General features: G+C 37.5%; 13 protein-coding genes and 1 pseudogene. 12 read left to right on the forward strand and 2 right to left on the reverse strand.

Annotated features, from left to right (window positions below):
- Positions 1–6: 6 nt before the first annotated feature.
- The 9 genes from IGL23_RS06245 (at position 7) to IGL23_RS06285 (ending at position 12,424) form a co-directional block, all read left to right on the forward strand.
- Entirely contained in the window at positions 7–1,107 is a 1,101-nt protein-coding gene (locus tag IGL23_RS06245; RefSeq protein ID WP_002371174.1) for a PTS fructose transporter subunit IIC, read from the forward strand.
- Positions 1,108–1,244: 137 nt separating this feature from the next.
- Complete coding sequence (alsE, locus tag IGL23_RS06250; protein ID WP_002379434.1) at positions 1,245–1,934, forward strand: D-allulose 6-phosphate 3-epimerase; 690 nt, start codon at positions 1,245–1,247, stop codon at positions 1,932–1,934.
- A gap of 290 nt (positions 1,935–2,224) precedes the next feature.
- Complete coding sequence (locus IGL23_RS06255; RefSeq protein ID WP_002357646.1) at positions 2,225–2,842, forward strand: lysozyme family protein; 618 nt, start codon at positions 2,225–2,227, stop codon at positions 2,840–2,842.
- 128 nt (positions 2,843–2,970) lie between these two features.
- Complete coding sequence (locus IGL23_RS06260; RefSeq protein ID WP_002369424.1) at positions 2,971–5,307, forward strand: cation-translocating P-type ATPase; 2,337 nt, start codon at positions 2,971–2,973, stop codon at positions 5,305–5,307.
- Positions 5,308–5,624: 317 nt separating this feature from the next.
- The gene (dnaG, locus tag IGL23_RS06265) at positions 5,625–7,511 is read left to right on the forward strand and encodes a DNA primase (protein ID WP_033595220.1); all 1,887 of its coding nucleotides are present in this window, start codon (positions 5,625–5,627) and stop codon (positions 7,509–7,511) included.
- Between the two features lie 107 nt (positions 7,512–7,618).
- A complete protein-coding gene (rpoD, locus tag IGL23_RS06270) occupies positions 7,619–8,725 on the forward strand; it encodes an RNA polymerase sigma factor RpoD (RefSeq protein ID WP_002360364.1) in 1,107 nt (368 codons plus the stop codon).
- Between the two features lie 151 nt (positions 8,726–8,876).
- On the forward strand, positions 8,877–10,904 hold the full coding sequence (locus IGL23_RS06275) for a cell division site-positioning protein MapZ family protein (RefSeq protein ID WP_033595218.1): 2,028 nt from the start codon (positions 8,877–8,879) through the stop codon (positions 10,902–10,904).
- Positions 10,905–10,977: 73 nt separating this feature from the next.
- Positions 10,978–11,859 (forward strand): CvfB family protein, encoded by an 882-nt coding sequence (locus IGL23_RS06280; protein ID WP_002361792.1) that lies wholly within the window; start codon positions 10,978–10,980, stop codon positions 11,857–11,859.
- 115 nt (positions 11,860–11,974) lie between these two features.
- The gene (locus IGL23_RS06285) at positions 11,975–12,424 is read left to right on the forward strand and encodes a Fur family transcriptional regulator (protein WP_002357640.1); all 450 of its coding nucleotides are present in this window, start codon (positions 11,975–11,977) and stop codon (positions 12,422–12,424) included.
- 80 nt (positions 12,425–12,504) lie between these two features.
- Here IGL23_RS06285 and IGL23_RS06290 read toward each other — a convergent pair.
- Positions 12,505–13,667 (reverse strand): annotated as a pseudogene (locus tag IGL23_RS06290) (IS3 family transposase).
- An 83-nt stretch (positions 13,668–13,750) separates the two neighbouring features.
- A complete protein-coding gene (gap, locus tag IGL23_RS06295) occupies positions 13,751–14,761 on the reverse strand; it encodes a type I glyceraldehyde-3-phosphate dehydrogenase (protein WP_033595214.1) in 1,011 nt (336 codons plus the stop codon).
- Between the two features lie 287 nt (positions 14,762–15,048).
- On the opposite strand from gap, the gene obgE reads away from it, so the two are divergent.
- From obgE to IGL23_RS06310, 3 genes are all read left to right on the forward strand, one after another.
- Positions 15,049–16,365: a GTPase ObgE gene (obgE, locus tag IGL23_RS06300; protein ID WP_430619686.1), complete on the forward strand. Its 1,317-nt coding sequence runs from the start codon at positions 15,049–15,051 to the stop codon at positions 16,363–16,365.
- Positions 16,366–16,503: 138 nt separating this feature from the next.
- Entirely contained in the window at positions 16,504–16,806 is a 303-nt protein-coding gene (locus IGL23_RS06305) for a hypothetical protein (protein ID WP_033595210.1), read from the forward strand.
- Between the two features lie 26 nt (positions 16,807–16,832).
- Positions 16,833–18,131, forward strand: a complete 1,299-nt coding sequence (locus IGL23_RS06310; RefSeq protein WP_002363934.1) for a PTS sugar transporter subunit IIC — start codon at positions 16,833–16,835, stop codon at positions 18,129–18,131.
- The last annotated feature ends 202 nt before the right edge of the window (positions 18,132–18,333 follow it).

Consider the following 18,333-nt stretch of genomic DNA (forward strand, 5'->3'; position numbering starts at 1 on the left):
ATAAAAATGAAAAAACTAAAAGAGTTAAATCTTAAAGGTCATTTATTAACAGCAATCTCATATTTAATTCCAATTGTCTGTGGTGCTGGCTTTTTAATTGCAATTGGTATGGGGTTTGGTGGCTCAAGTCAAGGAACCTTGGTACCAGGTGAATTTTCGCTTTGGGATGCTTTAGCTACTATGGGTGGCGCTGGCTTAGGCTTACTTCCGGTTGTTATATCTACTGGCATTTCTTTTTCAATCGCCGGTAAACCTGGAATTGCTCCAGGCTTTATTATTGGTTTAACTGCGAATGCAGTTGGTGCCGGCTTTATTGGTGGTATCTTAGGTGGTTACTTGGCAGGATATCTTGTATTAGCTATTTTGAAATATGTGAAATTACCCAATTGGGCGAAAGGGTTAATGCCAACATTAATTATTCCATTTTTAACCTCAATTACTGGTGGATTAATCATGGTATATATTATCGGGACCCCAATAACGGCATTTACTTCATTATTAACGAACTTTTTAGATAGCTTAGGTAACTCGTCATTATTAATTTTTGGTGGTGTAATTGGTTTATTAAGTGGTATAGACTATGGCGGACCCATTAACAAAACTGTTTTTGCCTTTGTTTTGACAATGCAAGCGGAAGGACTTAATGGACCAATTACAGCATTGCAATTAGTAAATACAGCAACGCCAATAGGCTTTGGATTAGCTTTCTTCTTTGCTAAATTATTTAGAAAAAATATTTATACAAAACTAGAAGTTGAAACGTTAAAGTCTGCCGTACCAATGGGAGTGATTAACATTGTTGAAGGTGTTATTCCTTTAGTTATGAATGATATTGTCCGAGGAGTCATTGCTACAGCGATTGGTGGCTTCGTGGGTGGCGCAACAACAATGATCTTAGGGGCAGATGCGACAGTTCCATTTGGCGGTGTTTTAATGATTCCAACAATGAGTAAACCGCTGGCTGGCATTATTGCAATTGTTGTAAACGCTGTGGTTACTGGTTTAGTTTTAGCTATTATTAAGAAAGATGTAACTGAGAAAGATATGGAAGCGTTAGTAGAAAAAGAAGAAGAGGAGATAAACTTGGAAGATATTCAGATTTTCTAAACAAAATGAAAAAGCGCAACAAAATTAATGCAATTTATATTGCCTGTCAGAGATGTGTCAACGTCTGAATATAACGAGTTAGAAAAATTTTCAAAAACATCAAACAAATAATCAGATAGAAAGAGTTGAAAATTAGAATGAACAAAGTTGAATTTTCTCCGTCACTAATGACGATGGATTTGGACAAGTTTAAACAACAAATCACCTTTTTGAATGATCATGTTGCTTCGTATCACATAGACATTATGGATGGTCACTATGTGCCAAATATCACGCTATCTCCGTGGTTTATTGAGGAGTTAAGAAAAATTTCGAAGCTCCCAGTATCTGCTCATCTAATGGTTACGAATCCAAGCTTTTGGGTACAACAACTAGTAGATATCAAATGTGAATGGATTTGTATGCATGCAGAGGTTTTAGATGGTCTAGCATTTCGCCTAATTGACCAAATTCACAATGCTAATCTTAAAGCAGGGATCGTCCTTAATCCCGAAACGCCTATTGAATCAATCTTTCCATATATTGAATTGTTGGATAAAATCACAATCATGACCGTTGATCCAGGCTTTGCTGGCCAACGATTTATTGAAGGAACACTTGATAAAATTGTTGCTCTTCGTAATTTACGTGAAGAAAAAAGTTATCGTTATGTAATTGAAATGGATGGCTCATCGAATAGAAATTCATTTAAGCGAATTGATGCTGCAGGACCTGATATTTATATTGTTGGTAGAAGCGGATTATTTGGATTAGATGAAGATATTGAAAAAGCTTGGAAAATGATGAGTAGAGACTATGAAGAAATGACAGGGAAAAAAATTCCATAAAACAATTGACTGTTTGTTAAAAGAATAGATAAGTTGTATAAAATCAAGCCTAGAAAAGAATTTTGTTCATTCTTATCTGGGCTTTTTTGATGCAATAAATAAGCGCCAATAGAACAAAATTACTTGTTATTCTATTCTAGATGAAAACGTTCAATCTTGCGAAGTTACGGTTTGTTCACAAAAAAGTTACTTTTATTAAATAAAACTAAAGAAGTAACAAAAACTTCGCTTTTTTCAGTTATTTCAAGTAACATAGAACGTATCTTAAAAGAAAAAGTTTGGATGATTCGATGCGTAGAGTAAGAAAAATAATTTATAAAATCATGCTACTTTTGTTTGTTGGTTTAGTTGCTGGTCTTGGCTATCTTGGCTATAAAATACATCAAAATGTTGAAACGGTAATGACCTTTGAAAAACAAGTAGAAGCAGAAGTCAAAAAAAATAAAATACCTGAATACAAAACATTAGCTTTAGCGATTATCTATACAGAATCTAAAGGGAAATCTGGCGATATTATGCAGAGCAGTGAAAGTGTTTATGGACAACAAGAAGTGATTGAAACACCAGAGGAAAGTATCGCACATGGCGTCAAATTTCTCGCGGAAGCGTTAGCGAAAGCAAAAGAAGCTGGCTGTGATGAGTGGACAGGCGTACAAGCATATAATTATGGACTGGATTATATTCAGTTTGTTAAAGAACGCGGCGGGAAACACACGACAGAGTTAGCAGAAGAATATTCAAGAGAAGTCCTTTCACCGTTGCTAGGAAATGACCAAAATACGAAATATCGTTATTATCGTTGGCAAGCGTTAGTTTACAATGGTGGTTACCTTTATCAAAATGGTGGCAATATGTTCTATGCGGAAATTGTCAAAATGAATCGTTGGTTTATTGAAAAGTTAAATTAAAACGAGAAAAGTCTAAAGAATTCTTTCAACTTACAGGAATTTTTTAGGCTTTTCTTGCAGTTTCATGAAAATGCAAGTAAACTAGAAGGGATGTAACTGATTAATTGAAAAGGTAGGGAAAGAGCTGGATGTTGAATAAAGTCGACCTGAAAAAAGGGTTAAGTACAGAAGAAGTTGCCAAGCAGAAAGAGTTAGGCCTTCAAAATAATTATGAGGAAAATGTAGCAAAATCTACAAAAGATATTATTTTTGATAACGTCATGACGTTATTCAACTTTTTAAACTTTGCAATCGCTGTTTGTTTACTATTTGTCGGAGCGTATTCCAATCTGGCTTTCTTAGCGATTATTATTGTGAACATGTCAATCGGGATTTTCCAAGAAATTCATGCCCGTAATTTAGTTCAAAAATTATCTATTGTGGCAAAAGAAAATGTTCATGTTGTTCGAAATGGCGTACAACAAGAAATTGATACAAAAGAACTAGTTATGGAAGATATTGTTATTATCTCTGCAGGGGAACAAGTTCCTTCTGATATGGAAGTTATTGACGGTAAAGTCGAAGCGAATGAAGCGTTGTTAACAGGTGAATCAGATTTAATTGAAAAGGAAATCGGCGATACCTTGCTTTCTGGAAGTTTCATTGTTAGCGGACAAGCCTATGCCCGTGTTATCCACGTTGGTGCCGAAAACTATGCTGTGAAAATCACCCAAGAAGCCAAAGTGCATAAACCAATTCAATCAGAGTTAGTCAATTCGATTCGTAAAGTCTCTAAATTTACAAGTTGGGTGATTATTCCTCTAGGGATTATTTTATTTGTTGAAGCTTTTTGGTTAAGAGATGCTGGCATTAAAACATCTGTTGTTGCTTCTGCAGCTGCTTTGTTAGGGATGTTACCAAAAGGATTAGTACTATTAATTAGTATTGCGCTGACAACAGGTGTCATTAAGTTAGCCAAAAAACGTATTCTAGTACAAGATATGTACTCAATTGAAACATTGGCCCATGTGGACACTTTGTGTTTAGATAAAACTGGAACGATTACAGAAGGTAAAATGAAAGTGCAAAAGGCGATTATCTTGCATGACAAATATGAAGAACTCTTCCCACAGATTATCGGAAGCTACCTATCTGAAAGTACGGATAATAATATTACAATGCAAGCAATTCGTGATCATTATGAAGTATCCAATCGATTTGGCGCAAAAGAAGTCTTGGCTTTTTCTTCTGAACGAAAATGGGGGGCTATTGAATTTCCAGAAATTGGGACAGTTTATTTAGGGGCTCCTGAGCGTTTGGTAGACGATAGTCGGTTGCCAGAAGCTGTTTTTACAGCACAAGAGAATGGGTATCGCGTCTTGATGTTAGCCATTGCGGAACAACAACCGTTAAACGAAACCAAAATGCCTTATTTAGAGCCATTAGCAATTCTAGAAATTGATGATCCAATTCGCCAAAATGCCAAAGAAACACTGGCTTATCTAAAAGAAGAAGGAATCGACTTAAAAGTAATTTCTGGTGATAATCCGGTGACTGTTTCAAATATTGCTCGTCGTGCTGGGCTACCCAGTTATGAGTCTTATATTGATTTGTCGACCAAAACGACAGAAGCAGAAGTGCGTGAAGCAGTTCAGCAATACACAGTGTTCGGACGTGTATCGCCTCAGCAAAAACGAACCATTGTACGTGAGTTGAAAGACACAGAGCATGTGGTGGCGATGACCGGCGATGGCGTTAACGATGTTTTAGCGTTACGAGAAGCGGATTGTAGTATCGCCATGGCAGAAGGAGATGGCGCTACTCGGCAAATTTCTAATCTAGTTTTGCTAGATTCTGATTTTACAACGTTACCAGATGTCTTGTTTGAAGGACGGCGTGTGGTAAATAATGTAACCCGAGTTTCCAGCGTTTTCTTCATTAAAACGATTTATTCGTTTATTCTCTCAATCATTTGTGCCTTAACGGCCATTGCGTTCCCGTTCATTCCGATTCAAGTGACCTTGATTGATTTAGCAATTGAAGGGTATCCTGCTTTCTTCTTATCTTTCGAAGGGGACAAACGAAAAGTTGTCGGGAAGTTTTTACCAACGGCTTTGAAAAATGCGTCTGTTAATGCGCTTTTAGTTGTAGCGAATATCATTGCTGTTTATCTGATTGGACAAAATCAAGGATTTTCTTCTTTAGACACCACGACGTTAATGTATTATTTATTAGTTGGAATTAGCTGTATGGCTGTTGTTCGAGCATGTCTGCCTTTAAATCCATTACGCATTTTCTTGGTTTTCAGTACCATTATTGGTATTTATGTAGCAGCTATGTTATTCCACAACATTTTAGAAATTGGTTTCTTAACTTCGCAAACAATGGGTCTCTTCTTTATTATGATGGCCATTAATATTGTGGTGCGTGTAGCAATTGGTTTCGTACAAATGAAACGTGCTGGAAAAACAATTAAAGATTTATAAAAAAACAGAGGTTGAGCTAAAAGTATTCGTCTCTAGAAATGCAGTTCTTCTTTAAATCTTGAAGGAAGTCGGAGCAAGCTTGATGTTTCACTGATTATTTTAAGAGTTAGTGTCTGGGGCAGGAGTCAGGATGACTTTTGTCCTAGATACTTTCTTTTTTTGTTGAGGTGAAACAAGATACTTGAAAAACAGCGATTATGTGATACAATAAATCATGTGTAAATGTGTCCATTGGAATTCGCACTGAAATGACAGTGCGTTTTTTAAACGGTCAATCACATGAGTTAGCACAATGCTATTCTTAGGAGGTGAGGACAATGGCACAACGCATTCCTCAGGAAGTCATTGAGGAAGTTCGTCACCGAACGAATATAGTAGATATTATTGGGCAGTATGTCCAGTTAAAAAAATCCGGTAAAAATTATATGGGTTTATGTCCGTTTCACGAAGAACGTTCCCCTTCATTTTCAGTAGCAGAAGACAAACAAATTTTTCACTGTTTTGGCTGCGGGAAAGGTGGAACTGTTTTTAATTTCTTGCAAGAAATTGAAGGCATTAGTTTTCCAGAATCCGTGAAACGTGTTGCAGATTTGGAACATTTATCTGTGGACTTTGATTGGTCAGAGCCGCGTGAAGTAGCGGATACCCCAGAAAACCAACAAAGACGGAGTTTGTTACAACTGCATAGTAAAGCCGCAGAACTTTACCATCATATTTTAGTGAATACTAAAATTGGCGAACCCGCATTAAACTATTTATTAGAGCGGGGGTTAACACAAGAACTAATTGAGACCTTTCAAATTGGATTCGCGCCGCAAAAACGTGATTTCTTAAGTCAAGTTTTTAAAAATGAACAACTGGATGAAACGCTTTTTGATCCTTCTGGGCTGTTTGTCCAAAGAGATAACGGTACGTTTTTGGATCGTTTCTATCAACGAATCATGTTTCCAATTAATGATCCCCAAGGCAATGTCATCGCCTTTTCTGGTCGCTTGTTAAAAACAGCTGATTTTCCAGGGGATGAGATGCCTAAATACTTGAATAGTCCTGAAACAACACTTTTTAATAAGCGAGAAACGCTGTTTAACTTTGATAAAGCCAGAAAAGAAATTCGTAAAGAAAATACAGTCTTGCTTTTTGAAGGATTCATGGATGTTATCGCTGCTTGGCAATCAGGCGTAAAAAGTGGGGTGGCTTCAATGGGGACTAGTTTGACCAATGAACAAATTCGGCATTTGGAACGGGTCGCTAAGGAAGTAGTTATTTGTTACGATGGCGATAATGCCGGTGTTCAAGCCACAAACCGTGCGATTCAATTATTGCAAGAAAACAGTCATTTTGACTTGAGTATTGTCAGCATCCCTGAAAAGCTGGATCCTGATGAATATGTGCGGAAATATGGCGCAGAAGCTTTTCAAAATTTAGCCAATCATGGCCGAGAAACAGTTTTTAGTTTTAAAATGAACTATCATCGGTTAACTAGAAACATGAATAACGAAAAAGAACAATTGGATTATGTGAACGAATTGTTACGGGAGTTAACCAATGTTCAATCTCCCTTGGAACGTGATCGTTATTTAAACCAAATTGCTCAGGAATTTCAACTTTCTGTTCATAGTTTAGAAGAACAATTCAATCAATTGAAGCAAGAGCAACGTTCAGTCCAACGGCAAGAAAGGCAACAATTTTATCAAGATGAAATGATGCCACCACCAATGGAAGAACCTGTTTTTGAAGAGAATCACGTCCAGAACAAGTTACCGTTAACCCAAGTTCAAAAAGCAGAACGTTCTTTATTATTTCGTTTAATGAATGAACAAGGAGTACGGCAAACCGTTCAACAATTGCCAGATTTTTCATTCGCTCATGATGAATACCAAGAATTGTATTTCTTGCTAGAAAGTTATGCGACACTGCATCAAAGTTTCGACATTGCCGATTTTATTAATTTCTTGCAAGATAATCAAACCAAACAATTAGCAATTGAAATTGCGTATCAGAATTTATCAGAAGAAAGCTCTGAGCGAGAAGTTGCCGATTTATTACATGTAATTGCCTTATCAAGTATTGCAGAGGCAATTGAGCAGAAAAAGATTCAACAGCAAGAAGCAAAACGAGTGGGCAACCAACAGCTTGAAGCCGAATTAACAATGGAGATTATCCAATTGGCTCGACAGCTTAAAGCTCAACGAACATTTACTTAAGCAATAAATGAATAGAACTAAGCGTTTTGTTCATTTTATTTTGATAAGTCCCAGTGATTTATCAGTTATTTCAAGCGTGAACCGAAAAATGAAGGGGGCCTTCTTTCATGGAAAAAGAAACAAGTAAAAAATATGAAGCTGCAGTGGCAGCATTTATCAAAGAAAACAAGCCTAAAGGAACAGTGGTTTATGATGATTTAGCGAATCAATTAGCCACACCGTATACTTTGGATGCAGAAGCTATGGAAAAATTGATCCAAAAAGTTGAAGATGCTGGTATCAGCGTAGTCGATGAAAATGGAGACCCAAGTGAACATAGCTTGAAAAAAGATGAAAAAGAAGCGGAAAAGGCCCAAGCAGAAGACTTATCTGCGCCAACAGGTGTTAAAATTAATGATCCCGTGCGTATGTACCTAAAAGAAATTGGGCGCGTTCAATTATTAACTGCCGCAGAAGAAGTTGAATTGGCACTTAAAATTGAAGAAGGCGATCAAGAAGCAAAACAACGTTTAGCAGAAGCTAACTTACGTTTGGTTGTTTCAATTGCCAAACGATATGTAGGTCGTGGTATGCAATTCTTAGATTTAATTCAAGAAGGTAATATGGGCTTAATGAAAGCTGTTGAAAAATTTGACTACCGTAAAGGGTTCAAATTCTCTACGTATGCTACTTGGTGGATTCGTCAAGCGATTACGCGGGCAATTGCGGACCAAGCTAGAACGATTCGAATTCCTGTTCACATGGTTGAAACAATCAATAAATTGATTCGGATTCAACGCCAACTATTGCAAGATTTAGGTAGAGAACCAACGCCAGAAGAAATTGGTGCGGAAATGGATTTACCAACAGAAAAAGTTCGTGAAATCCTAAAAATCGCACAAGAGCCAGTCTCTTTAGAAACACCAATTGGTGAAGAAGATGATTCACATTTAGGTGATTTCATTGAAGACCAAGATGCTACCAGTCCTGCTGAACATGCAGCTTACGAATTGTTAAAAGAACAACTAGAAGATGTTCTGGATACTTTAACAGACCGTGAAGAAAATGTTTTACGTTTACGTTTTGGTTTAGATGATGGTCGGACACGTACGCTAGAAGAAGTCGGAAAAGTTTTCGGTGTCACTCGCGAACGTATTCGTCAAATTGAAGCAAAAGCGTTAAGAAAACTAAGACATCCTTCTCGTTCAAAACAATTAAAAGACTTTTTAGAATAAACATACCGTTTAGCGGCTCTTTTCGTGCATGCGAGAAGAGCCGCTTTTGATTTTTAAAAAGTCTCTAAATGTCATTGCTAGTTATTGGAAGAAGGCGCAAGTTGTGGTAAATTAGAAGTAATGGAATATTAGCAGAATGTGAGGCGGAAGAATGACAAAGAAATGTCCGAAGTGCGGGAACGAATTCGATGCAGAATTAACGACCTGCCCAACATGTGGCTATTCACTAACTGACACAACAGTTGATAAAGAAGAAGTGGAAACGACTTCAACAAATATAGATTTTGAAACACAGGAAAATGAACAACACGAAGATCAATTAAATGAGAATATTGAATGGTCTGAGTTAAAAGATATGAGCTTAGGCCATGTGATGGAACTGTTTGGCGAATCACCAGAAGAAGAAAGTAATGATGACAAAAAAGAGGAGTCAACAGAAGATAACTTAATAGTCTCTGATTCAGAGGGTGTTTCTGGTCTAGAAACATCGCTTCAAGAAGGGGGTAGTGAGGAGACTCATGATTCGGTGGAGGAGTCGACACTAGCGACAGAAGAGACGCCTACTCATTCAACAGAAGAAACAACGGAAGAAACAACTACTGTTGAAGCAGAAACAGCTGAGGTATCTGAGACGGTGAAGTCTGAAGAGGAAGCTTTAACAGAGATTTCAGGAACTGAAGTTATCTCTACCACTTCTGAAGAAGAAATTTTTTCACAACCACCGATAGAAGATCAAGATGTAACACCAAACGAAACTTTGCAAGCTTATATTCAAGCGCATCGAGCAGATACAGAAATGTCTGAAAATCCATCAGAAGAAACAGCAGAGACCCAAGAGTTAGAAAACAGCGGTGAGGCAGTATTAACCCAAGCCGAAACACCAACTGAATCCATTTCAGATTCTGAAGAAGGGTTAACAAGTGCAGCGTCGCTAGAAGCACCGAGTGAAGCTGATGCAACCGAGGAAAAAGTTTCAGATTCAGGTGTGATACCACCGATGAATGAAACTGGGAATGCTCAACCAGCGCCTGCTCCGAAGAAACCATCAAAAAAAGTAGTTTTCGTTGCGCTTGCGGTTGTTTTATTAGCTGGAGGTAGTGCTTGGGCGTATCATGATCAAACGCAAAAAGCTGCCGCACAAGAGGCGGCGGCACTAACCAAGAAAACAGATACGCTGAAAGATGAACTAGCAGCCTTTTATACCACGAAGGAGCAAGTTTTTATTAAACCCGATATGGTGACTGTTAGTCCAGAAAAACTCTCAAAACAAGTCGCGGAAATTAAAGATTCAGAAGAGTATTCTCAATTAAATAAACAAATTCAAACATTGAAAGAGAAGCAACAAATCATTCAACAAATCAACCAATTATTTGAGGCCCCGATTGTCAATGGCAATGAGTTGAAACCGGCGATTCTAGCTGCTGATCAACCAATTTCCGTAAAGAAATTAACAGGAAATGATCCATTTGACCAATTGATGAACCAAGCTATCGATCAAGCGAACCAACAATACAACCAATTACAAAAAGCTAAAAAAACAGTTGAGGTCATTTATAAAGATGGAAAAACTACCAATCAGCTGAATCGAGACACGTATCAAGCTGCTAAGGCAGAAGTAGATAAAGTAACAAGTGATAAGCTGAAAAAAGAACTGGTCAAACAAGTCACGACAGCTGACCAAGCGTTAACCAAGGTTGAAGAAGAACAGAAAAGAATTGCAGAAGAACAAGCTGCCGCAGAGCAAGCAAAACAAGCAGAAGAACAAGCAAAACAAGCTGCTGCCGCGAAAAAAGAGAACGCTAAGAAGGAAGAAACAGCGAAAACAGAAGCGAATGGCTACACGGCGCCGAACAGTGACGGGGTTTACACTAGTCCGCTTTATGCGCCAGATGCTGCCGATATCGCTGATAGTAGCAATCCAGCGTGGACATGGGCACCAGGTGTGAAAGAAAAAGTCTTAGACACAGTGATTGCTCGTGGCTATGTGGTTCCTGGCGGATATTCTTTAGAACCTGCCAAAATTGTGAATGGCGAAGGTTACTACAATCTTTATGCAACAAACAATCAATCAAAATTATTAGAAGGCACTACAGAGAAAAATGTTCACATGTATTTAGTTACAATCAATGCTAAAACAGGTTGGTTCAAAGGGAACGCTTCTCGTAATGCAGGGCAATAAAAGAAAATAGAAACAATCGAACAAAAGCGGAAATCTTTTGTTCGATTGATTTTCCTTGAGGAGTTAATGATAAATGAGAGAATTACTAGCAACAACATTTACCGGCATTGTGGTCGATGAAAATGAACAATTTTATTTTGTTCAAAAAAATGGCATCACATTCCGTTTAAAAAAAGAAGAAGGTACGCATGCTATAGGGGAAGCTGTAGAAGGGTTTGGTTATTTAAATCAAAAACAAGAGCCAGCACTGACAACTACAATTCCTACTGTGCGCATTGGTAGCTATGGCTTTGGTACTGTCACAGGAACGAGACGTGATTTAGGTGTCTTTGTAGACGTTGGCTTACCAGATAAAGATGTCGTTATTTCGTTGGATGAATTACCAACTATGCGGGAACTTTGGCCTAAAAAAGAAGACCGAGTAATGGTTACTTTAAAAGTGGACAGTAAAGACCGCATTTGGGGCGAATTAGCAGATGAAAAAGTCTTTAAAGCAATGGCAAAACGCGGGAATGCTGAAATGCAAAACCAAAACTTAACTGGGCATGTGTATCGTCTGAAACTTGCAGGAACGTATATTTTAACTGATGATTTATACATTGGATTTATCCATCCTTCTGAACGATTCCAGGAACCACGTTTAGGTGAAAAAGTAGTGGGACGTGTGATTGGCGTGCGGCCGGACGGCGTATTGAATCTTTCATTAAAACCAAGAAGTCATGAAGTAATCAGCGATGATGCGTTAATGATTCTAACTTTCTTAGAAAGAGCAAACGATCACCAAATTCCTTTCACCGATAAATCAAGCCCTGATGAAATTAAACAAACCTTTGGCATTAGTAAAGCTCAATTTAAACGCGCCTTAGGCCATTTAATGAAACAAAAATTAATTAAACAAGAAGACGGTAAAACAATTCTAATTGGCTCGTTAGAACAATCAAAAGAAAAAAATTAAGGTAGCTAATTGAGAATATCTTGCAAATTACAGTTATTTCTTTTATAATTATTTTAATTTGATTGATAAATTAAGTTTCTTAATTTGTAATCATTCTAAACAAGGAGCTGTAATAATGGATTCGACTGCTGCTTTAAAAAAGACAAAAAAACAATTACATGAATCAGGCTTTAAATTAACACCACAACGGGAAGCAACCGTACTTGTATTATTGGAAAATGAAAAAGATCATTTATCAGCAGAAGAAATTTACTTCTTGGTAAAACAAAAAAGTCCGGAAATTGGTCTAGCAACAGTCTATCGAACGCTAGAAATTTTAACAGACTTAAAAGTCGTTGATAAAGTGAGCTTTAACGATGGTTTAGCTCGCTATGATTTAAGAAAAGAAGGCGCCAAACACTTTCACCACCATTTGTTATGCTTAGAATGTGGCACAATTGAGGAAGTGGAAGAAGACTTGCTTGGTGAAGTAGAGCAAATTGTTGAAAGTCGGTATCATTTTTTAGTCAAAGATCATCGCTTAACTTTTCATGGTATTTGTCAAAGTTGTCAAAGTAAACATTAAAAAAACTGCCTTGCATTAATTTATGTGTAGTGACCCCAAAAAGTTAGACTTTTTATAGAGTGGATTTTTCCACTCTATTTTTATGCAGTTTTTTGATTGAATTGTCGAAATTCTACTGGGCTTTTCCAGTTAAGTTTTTCCTTGATTCGGTGATGATTGTAATAATAAATGTAGTTCTCAATTGCTTCTATCAATTCATTTTGACTTTGATAGATTTTTCCATAGTACACTTCTTGTTTTAGGATACTGAAGAAATTCTCCATAGGAGAATTATCTAAACAGGTTCCTTTTCGAGACATACTTTGAAAGATATTGTTGTCCTTTAATGTTTGTATATAGACATTCATTTGATAAGCCCAGCCTTGATCAGAGTGAAAGGTGCGCCGATAGGGACAATCATTTGTTTGAGAAATTGCTTCTTTCAGACCTTCCATAACTGTTTTACCATTTGGTTGAGTAGAAAGGCTATAGCTTAGAATTTCACTATTATACATATCCATAAATGGATCTAAGTATAGTTTTTTCTGATGAAAGATGCCTGCGTTATCTGCTTCAAAGTACTTAAATTCAGTTGTATCAGTTGTAATTTTTTGATGAGGAACAGAAGTTTTAAATCGGCGACGAATCAAATTTTTAGCGATTTTACCAATGGTTCCTTTATAGGAATTATATTTTCTTGATTTCTTAGTAAAAGCTTTGACTTGTAACTTTAACTTTTGTATTAATCGCTGGACTTTCTTTTTATTCACTTGAAATCCACGTCGTTTCAATTCTTGGGTCATCCTTCTATAGCCATAATGTTGATGTTTTTTACGAATCGCTTGAATTTCTTCTTCGATGATTTGTGTTGAAGCTGTTCTGTCGAGGCGTTTTTGCCAGTACATGTAAGTAGATTTTGGAAACCTTAGGGTTTCCAAAATATCTTTTAATCGAAAGTGTCTTCAGAGACTGTGAATGATTCGTGCGATTCGTTCATTTTTAGAAGATTAGCTACTTCTTGATAGGACAACTCTGTTGTTAAATATAACTCTATCGCATCTAGCTTAAATTGAACAGAGTAATTCTTATTTTTTCGACTGCGAAGTAGGCCTTCTTCACCAAGTTCTTTATAGGCATTTATCCATTTGCTTATTTGAGAACTATCTTTAAACCCATACTTCTTTGCGAGAAACCTTAGACCTCCTTGACCAGATAAGTAGTCATGAACAAGTTTAAGTTTAAATTCAAAACTGTATTTTGCCATACAAAAAAACCTCCAAAAGTTAGATTTCTAGGTCTAACTTTTGGGGGTCGGCTCAATGCAAGGCAGTTTTTTATTTATTGGCATTATAAATTAGCGAATTTTTCCAATAAGCGAATCATTTGGCAAGTAAAACCATATTCATTGTCATACCAAGCCACAGTTTTCACTAATTGGAAATCGCCAGCTGTCGTTACTTCTGTTTGCGTTGGGTCAAAAATCGAACCTTCTGTCGTGCCGATTATGTCTCCAGAAACAATTTCGCGATCATCATAACCGAAAGAAGGGTTATCAATGGTGTGTTTTTTCATTGCTTCATTTACTTGATCAGCTGTTACTTTTGTTCTTAAAATGCTAACTAATTCTGTTAAGGATCCATCCACAACGGGAACACGTTGGGCATGGCCTTGTAATTTTCCATTAAGTTCTGGAATAACTAAGCCAATTGCTTTAGCAGCACCAGTTGAATGGGGAATAGTATTGTCTGCAGCAGAGCGTGCCGCACGAAGATTTCCGCCACGAACAGGGCCATCTAATAGCATTTGTGTTGATGTGTAGGCATGAACAGTTGTCATGGTACCAACTTCAATACCAAATTCATTATTTAAAAAGTAAGCCATCGGTGCTAGACAGTTTGTCGTACATGAGCCGGCAGAAATGATTTTATCGTTGGCATCAAGTGTATCATCATTGACGTTATAAACGATTGTTTTCATTGCGCCTGCAGGAGCAGAGATAACCACACGTTTCACACCTGCATCTAAATGAGCTTGTGCTTTTTCTTCAGAGGTATAAAAACCTGTACATTCAAGCACAATGTCTACTCCGTTTTCTTTAACCCAAGGGATTTTACTTGCATCTGGTTCTGCGTAGACACGGGTTTCTTCGCCGTCAACAACAATGCCATTTTCAGTGGCTGTCACGGTGCCAGGATAGGTGCCATGCGTAGAGTCAAATTGTAATAAGTGAGCCAACATTGTTGGGCTAGTCAAATCATTGATTGCCACAACTTCAATATCATCAGAAACTTCTTTTATTCGGCGAAAGGCTAAACGACCAATTCTTCCAAAACCGTTAATTCCTACTTTGACTGTCATAACAAAAATTCCTCCTTTAGATGTTTGTGTTTCTTTGGACCCTTGCTGAAAAAGTGATTTTCTTCAACTATCTATAGTATGAACCTCTAAAATTTTTTTGTCAAAAGACTGATAGCGAAGCGACAAAAAGAAAGCGAAAGATTCATGAGAAATTTTGCTTTTTCCAACGATAACTAACTAGAATTGCTAGACAAACGGTTGTTTTCCCGATACAATAATAAAGACTTTCGAATCACGCTTTTTGAGGTGATTAAAGATAGTAGAAGTAGAATAGGAGGACAAATTATATGTCCATGTTTTTAGATCAAGTGACGATTGATGTCAAAGCTGGTAAAGGCGGCGACGGAATGGTTGCTTTCCGTAGAGAAAAATATGTACCAGACGGGGGTCCCGCTGGTGGTGATGGCGGTCGCGGTGGCGACGTTGTTTTAGTTGTTGAAGAAGGATTACGCACATTAATGGATTTCCGGTTTAATCGTCATTTTAAGGCGACACCTGGAGAAAATGGTATGAGTAAAGGAATGCACGGTCGTGGTTCAGAAGATTTACTTGTCAAAGTTCCACCAGGTACAACAGTTCGTGATGCAGAAACTGGAGCCTTAATTGGGGATTTAATTGAGAATGGTCAGACCTTAGTAGTAGCAAAAGGCGGACGCGGTGGTCGTGGGAATATTCGCTTTGCTTCCCCAAGAAACCCTGCACCAGAAATTGCCGAAAACGGCGAACCGGGCCAAGAACGTAAAATTGAATTAGAATTAAAAGTTTTAGCAGATGTTGGCTTAGTTGGGTTTCCTTCTGTAGGGAAATCAACGTTACTCTCTATTATCTCGTCCGCTCGTCCGAAAATTGGTGTCTATCATTTTACGACGTTAGTTCCAAACTTAGGGATGGTGACTACTAGTGATGGTCGAAGCTTTGCTGCAGCAGATTTGCCAGGCTTAATTGAAGGAGCTTCTCAAGGTGTCGGCTTAGGAACACAGTTCTTACGCCACATTGAACGGACGCGTGTTATTTTACATGTCATTGATATGAGTGGCATGGAAGGACGCGATCCTTACGAAGATTATTTGGCAATCAATAAAGAATTGGCTTCACACAATTTACGTTTGATGGAACGACCTCAAATTATTGTTGCCAATAAAATGGACATGCCTGAAGCAGAAGAGAATTTAGCGAAATTTAAAGAGCAACTTGCGAAGGAACGCACCGATGAGTATGCCGATAAGCTACCTATTTTCCCAATCTCTGGGGTTACTCGTAAAGGTATTGAACCTTTATTAAATGCAACAGCTGACTTGTTGGAAGTAACGCCTGAATTCCCATTATATGAAGATGAAGTGGTAGAGGAAGAAACCGTTCGTTATGGCTTCCAACCAGAAGGTCCAGAATTTACGATTGATCGTGAACCAGATGCTTCATGGGTTTTATCTGGTGAAAAATTAGAAAAATTATTTGAAATGACGAATTTCGATCATGATGAAACAGTAATGCGTTTTGCACGTCAATTACGTGGTATGGGTGTCGATGAGGCATTACGAGCACGTGGCGCGAAAGATGGCGACATTGTTCGGATTGGTAATTTTGAATTTGAATTTGTCGAATAAGCATAAAACCAGTTCACTCAGTGAACTGGTTTTTTATTTTAAAATTAGTATTAAATTAGCGAATAGATTGAAATAATATTTTTAATAGCTTATAATTTTAAATGTAACAAAATAACAAACGAAAGGAGCGAAATTGAAATGGAAAACAATCAAGCAATGGTTCCTAAGTTTTCAGTTAAAAGTGCCGGTTTTCTTTTTAGTATGGGGCTCTTATGTGGTGTCCTGTTGCCGAGTGTTTTATTATGGACTTTCGGTCTGCCGTTTAATATTGGTGCCATGATTTTTTTGCCTGTTGGGATTGCTTTTGCGTTAGCGTATAGTCATTATTTTATTGAAACGAAAACAGGTTTTTGTAAGCGTTTTATTTGGTTGTTTTTAATTTCTCTTATTTTATTAGAGCTTATCTCTTATTTATGGCTGATTAAAGGAGTTATTTTTTAAGAGAAAAACAGAGGAGAGTGTTATTTATGTTAGATAAACTGACTGTTTGGATTGAAAATCATCTAGCTGGACCAATGGCTAAAATTGCCAATCAGCGCCATTTACGTGCGGTGCGGGATGGGATTATTGCGACATTACCTTTAATTATTGTCGGTTCTTTTTTTCTAATTATTGCGTTTCCGCCGTTACCAGAATCTTGGGGCATTACTCAATTTTTAACAAGTAATGCTGCTACAATTTTACTGCCTTACCGAATGACAATGTACATTATGGCGTTATATGCGACTTTTGGCATTGGCGCTAGTTTAGCGAAATCATATAATCTTGATCAAGTCTCTGGAGGGATTTTGGCTACGATTGCTTTTTTATTAACATTAGTACCTGTAGCGATTCCTGAGGAAGCCAGTAAAGCAGCTGGCGTTTCTGGGTTTGTTTTACCAATGGCTAATTTGGGTGGTGCAGGGATGTTTGTTGGGATTGTGACGTCAATTATTGCTGTCGAAATCTATCGAGTGACAGATAAGTCTAAGTTCAAAATTACAATGCCTGATAACGTTCCACCTGCTGTTGCTCGTTCATTTGAATCGCTGACTCCGACGTTAATTGTCATGTTATTGATTGGTTCAATCACTTATTATTTAGGCTTTGATTGGCACACATTTGTAGGGAACTTAGTGGGACCACTAGTTCAAGCAGCGGACTCTTTATTGAGTGTCTTGCTGTTAGTCTTTTTAACCACATTTTTCTGGTTCTTTGGGATTCACGGCGCTTCAATCGTAGGATCGTTGGCGCGTCCTCTATGGCTACAACTATTAGAGGAAAACACGACTGCTAAAGCAGCTGGCGAAGCATTACCTCGGATTGCGGCAGAACCTTTTTACCAATGGTTTATTTGGATTGGTGGTGCTGGAGCCACAATTGGTTTAGCTATATTATTAGCCTTCCGGGCAAAATCAGAATATGGTTCAAAACTAGGAAAAGCTATTTTAGCACCGTCTATTTTTAATATTAATGAGCCAGTTATTTTCGGTGTACCGATTGTCTTAAATCCTATTTTAATGATTCCTTTTATCTTTGCACCAATGGTTTTAGCAACGATTGCTTGGTTTGCCACAAAATTAGGTTTAGTAAGTGAAGTTGTCTTTACCGCTCCTTGGACCTTACCAGGACCAATTGGCGCCTTTATGGCGACAGGCGGCGATTGGCGTGCTGCTGTTTTGAATATTGTTTTAATTCTAGTGGCCATCTTGATTTACTATCCGTTCTTTGTAGCTTATGATAAAAATGAGCTTGCCAAAGAACAAGGCAAACAAATAGAAGAATAAAGAGTGCAGCCGTTTAGTGTCCAGAACAAAAGGTGATGACCTTTTGTTCTGGACCTATTTGTTTATAGGTGATGAAAATTCTCAATTTTTTTGAAATGTATAGAAAATTTTGAGAAAAGAAACGCATAAAAAAGTGTAAAATATTATATATATAATGAAAATGGTTTTCTTTTGTGTGAACATAATAAAGTTATTGTTAACT

It is taken from the genome of Enterococcus sp. MSG3299, assembly GCF_050555765.1.
GTDB lineage: Bacteria > Bacillota > Bacilli > Lactobacillales > Enterococcaceae > Enterococcus > Enterococcus faecalis.

Bases quoted from the DNA above. Each gene is read 5' to 3' on its own strand.
- IGL23_RS06260 (WP_002369424.1), top strand. From the start codon at position 2,971: ATGTTGAATAAAGTCGACCTGAAAAAAGGGTTAAGTACAGAAGAAGTT.
- IGL23_RS06255 (WP_002357646.1), top strand. From the start codon at position 2,225: ATGCGTAGAGTAAGAAAAATAATTTATAAAATCATGCTACTTTTGTTT.
- IGL23_RS06280 (WP_002361792.1), top strand. From the start codon at position 10,978: ATGAGAGAATTACTAGCAACAACATTTACCGGCATTGTGGTCGATGAA.
- IGL23_RS06305 (WP_033595210.1), top strand. From the start codon at position 16,504: ATGGAAAACAATCAAGCAATGGTTCCTAAGTTTTCAGTTAAAAGTGCC.
- alsE (WP_002379434.1), top strand. From the start codon at position 1,245: ATGAACAAAGTTGAATTTTCTCCGTCACTAATGACGATGGATTTGGAC.
- IGL23_RS06285 (WP_002357640.1), top strand. From the start codon at position 11,975: ATGGATTCGACTGCTGCTTTAAAAAAGACAAAAAAACAATTACATGAA.
- IGL23_RS06310 (WP_002363934.1), top strand. From the start codon at position 16,833: ATGTTAGATAAACTGACTGTTTGGATTGAAAATCATCTAGCTGGACCA.
- rpoD (WP_002360364.1), top strand. From the start codon at position 7,619: ATGGAAAAAGAAACAAGTAAAAAATATGAAGCTGCAGTGGCAGCATTT.
- dnaG (WP_033595220.1), top strand. From the start codon at position 5,625: ATGGCACAACGCATTCCTCAGGAAGTCATTGAGGAAGTTCGTCACCGA.
- obgE (WP_430619686.1), top strand. From the start codon at position 15,049: ATGTCCATGTTTTTAGATCAAGTGACGATTGATGTCAAAGCTGGTAAA.
- IGL23_RS06245 (WP_002371174.1), top strand. From the start codon at position 7: ATGAAAAAACTAAAAGAGTTAAATCTTAAAGGTCATTTATTAACAGCA.
- IGL23_RS06275 (WP_033595218.1), top strand. From the start codon at position 8,877: ATGACAAAGAAATGTCCGAAGTGCGGGAACGAATTCGATGCAGAATTA.
- gap (WP_033595214.1), bottom strand. From the start codon at position 14,761: ATGACAGTCAAAGTAGGAATTAACGGTTTTGGAAGAATTGGTCGTTTA.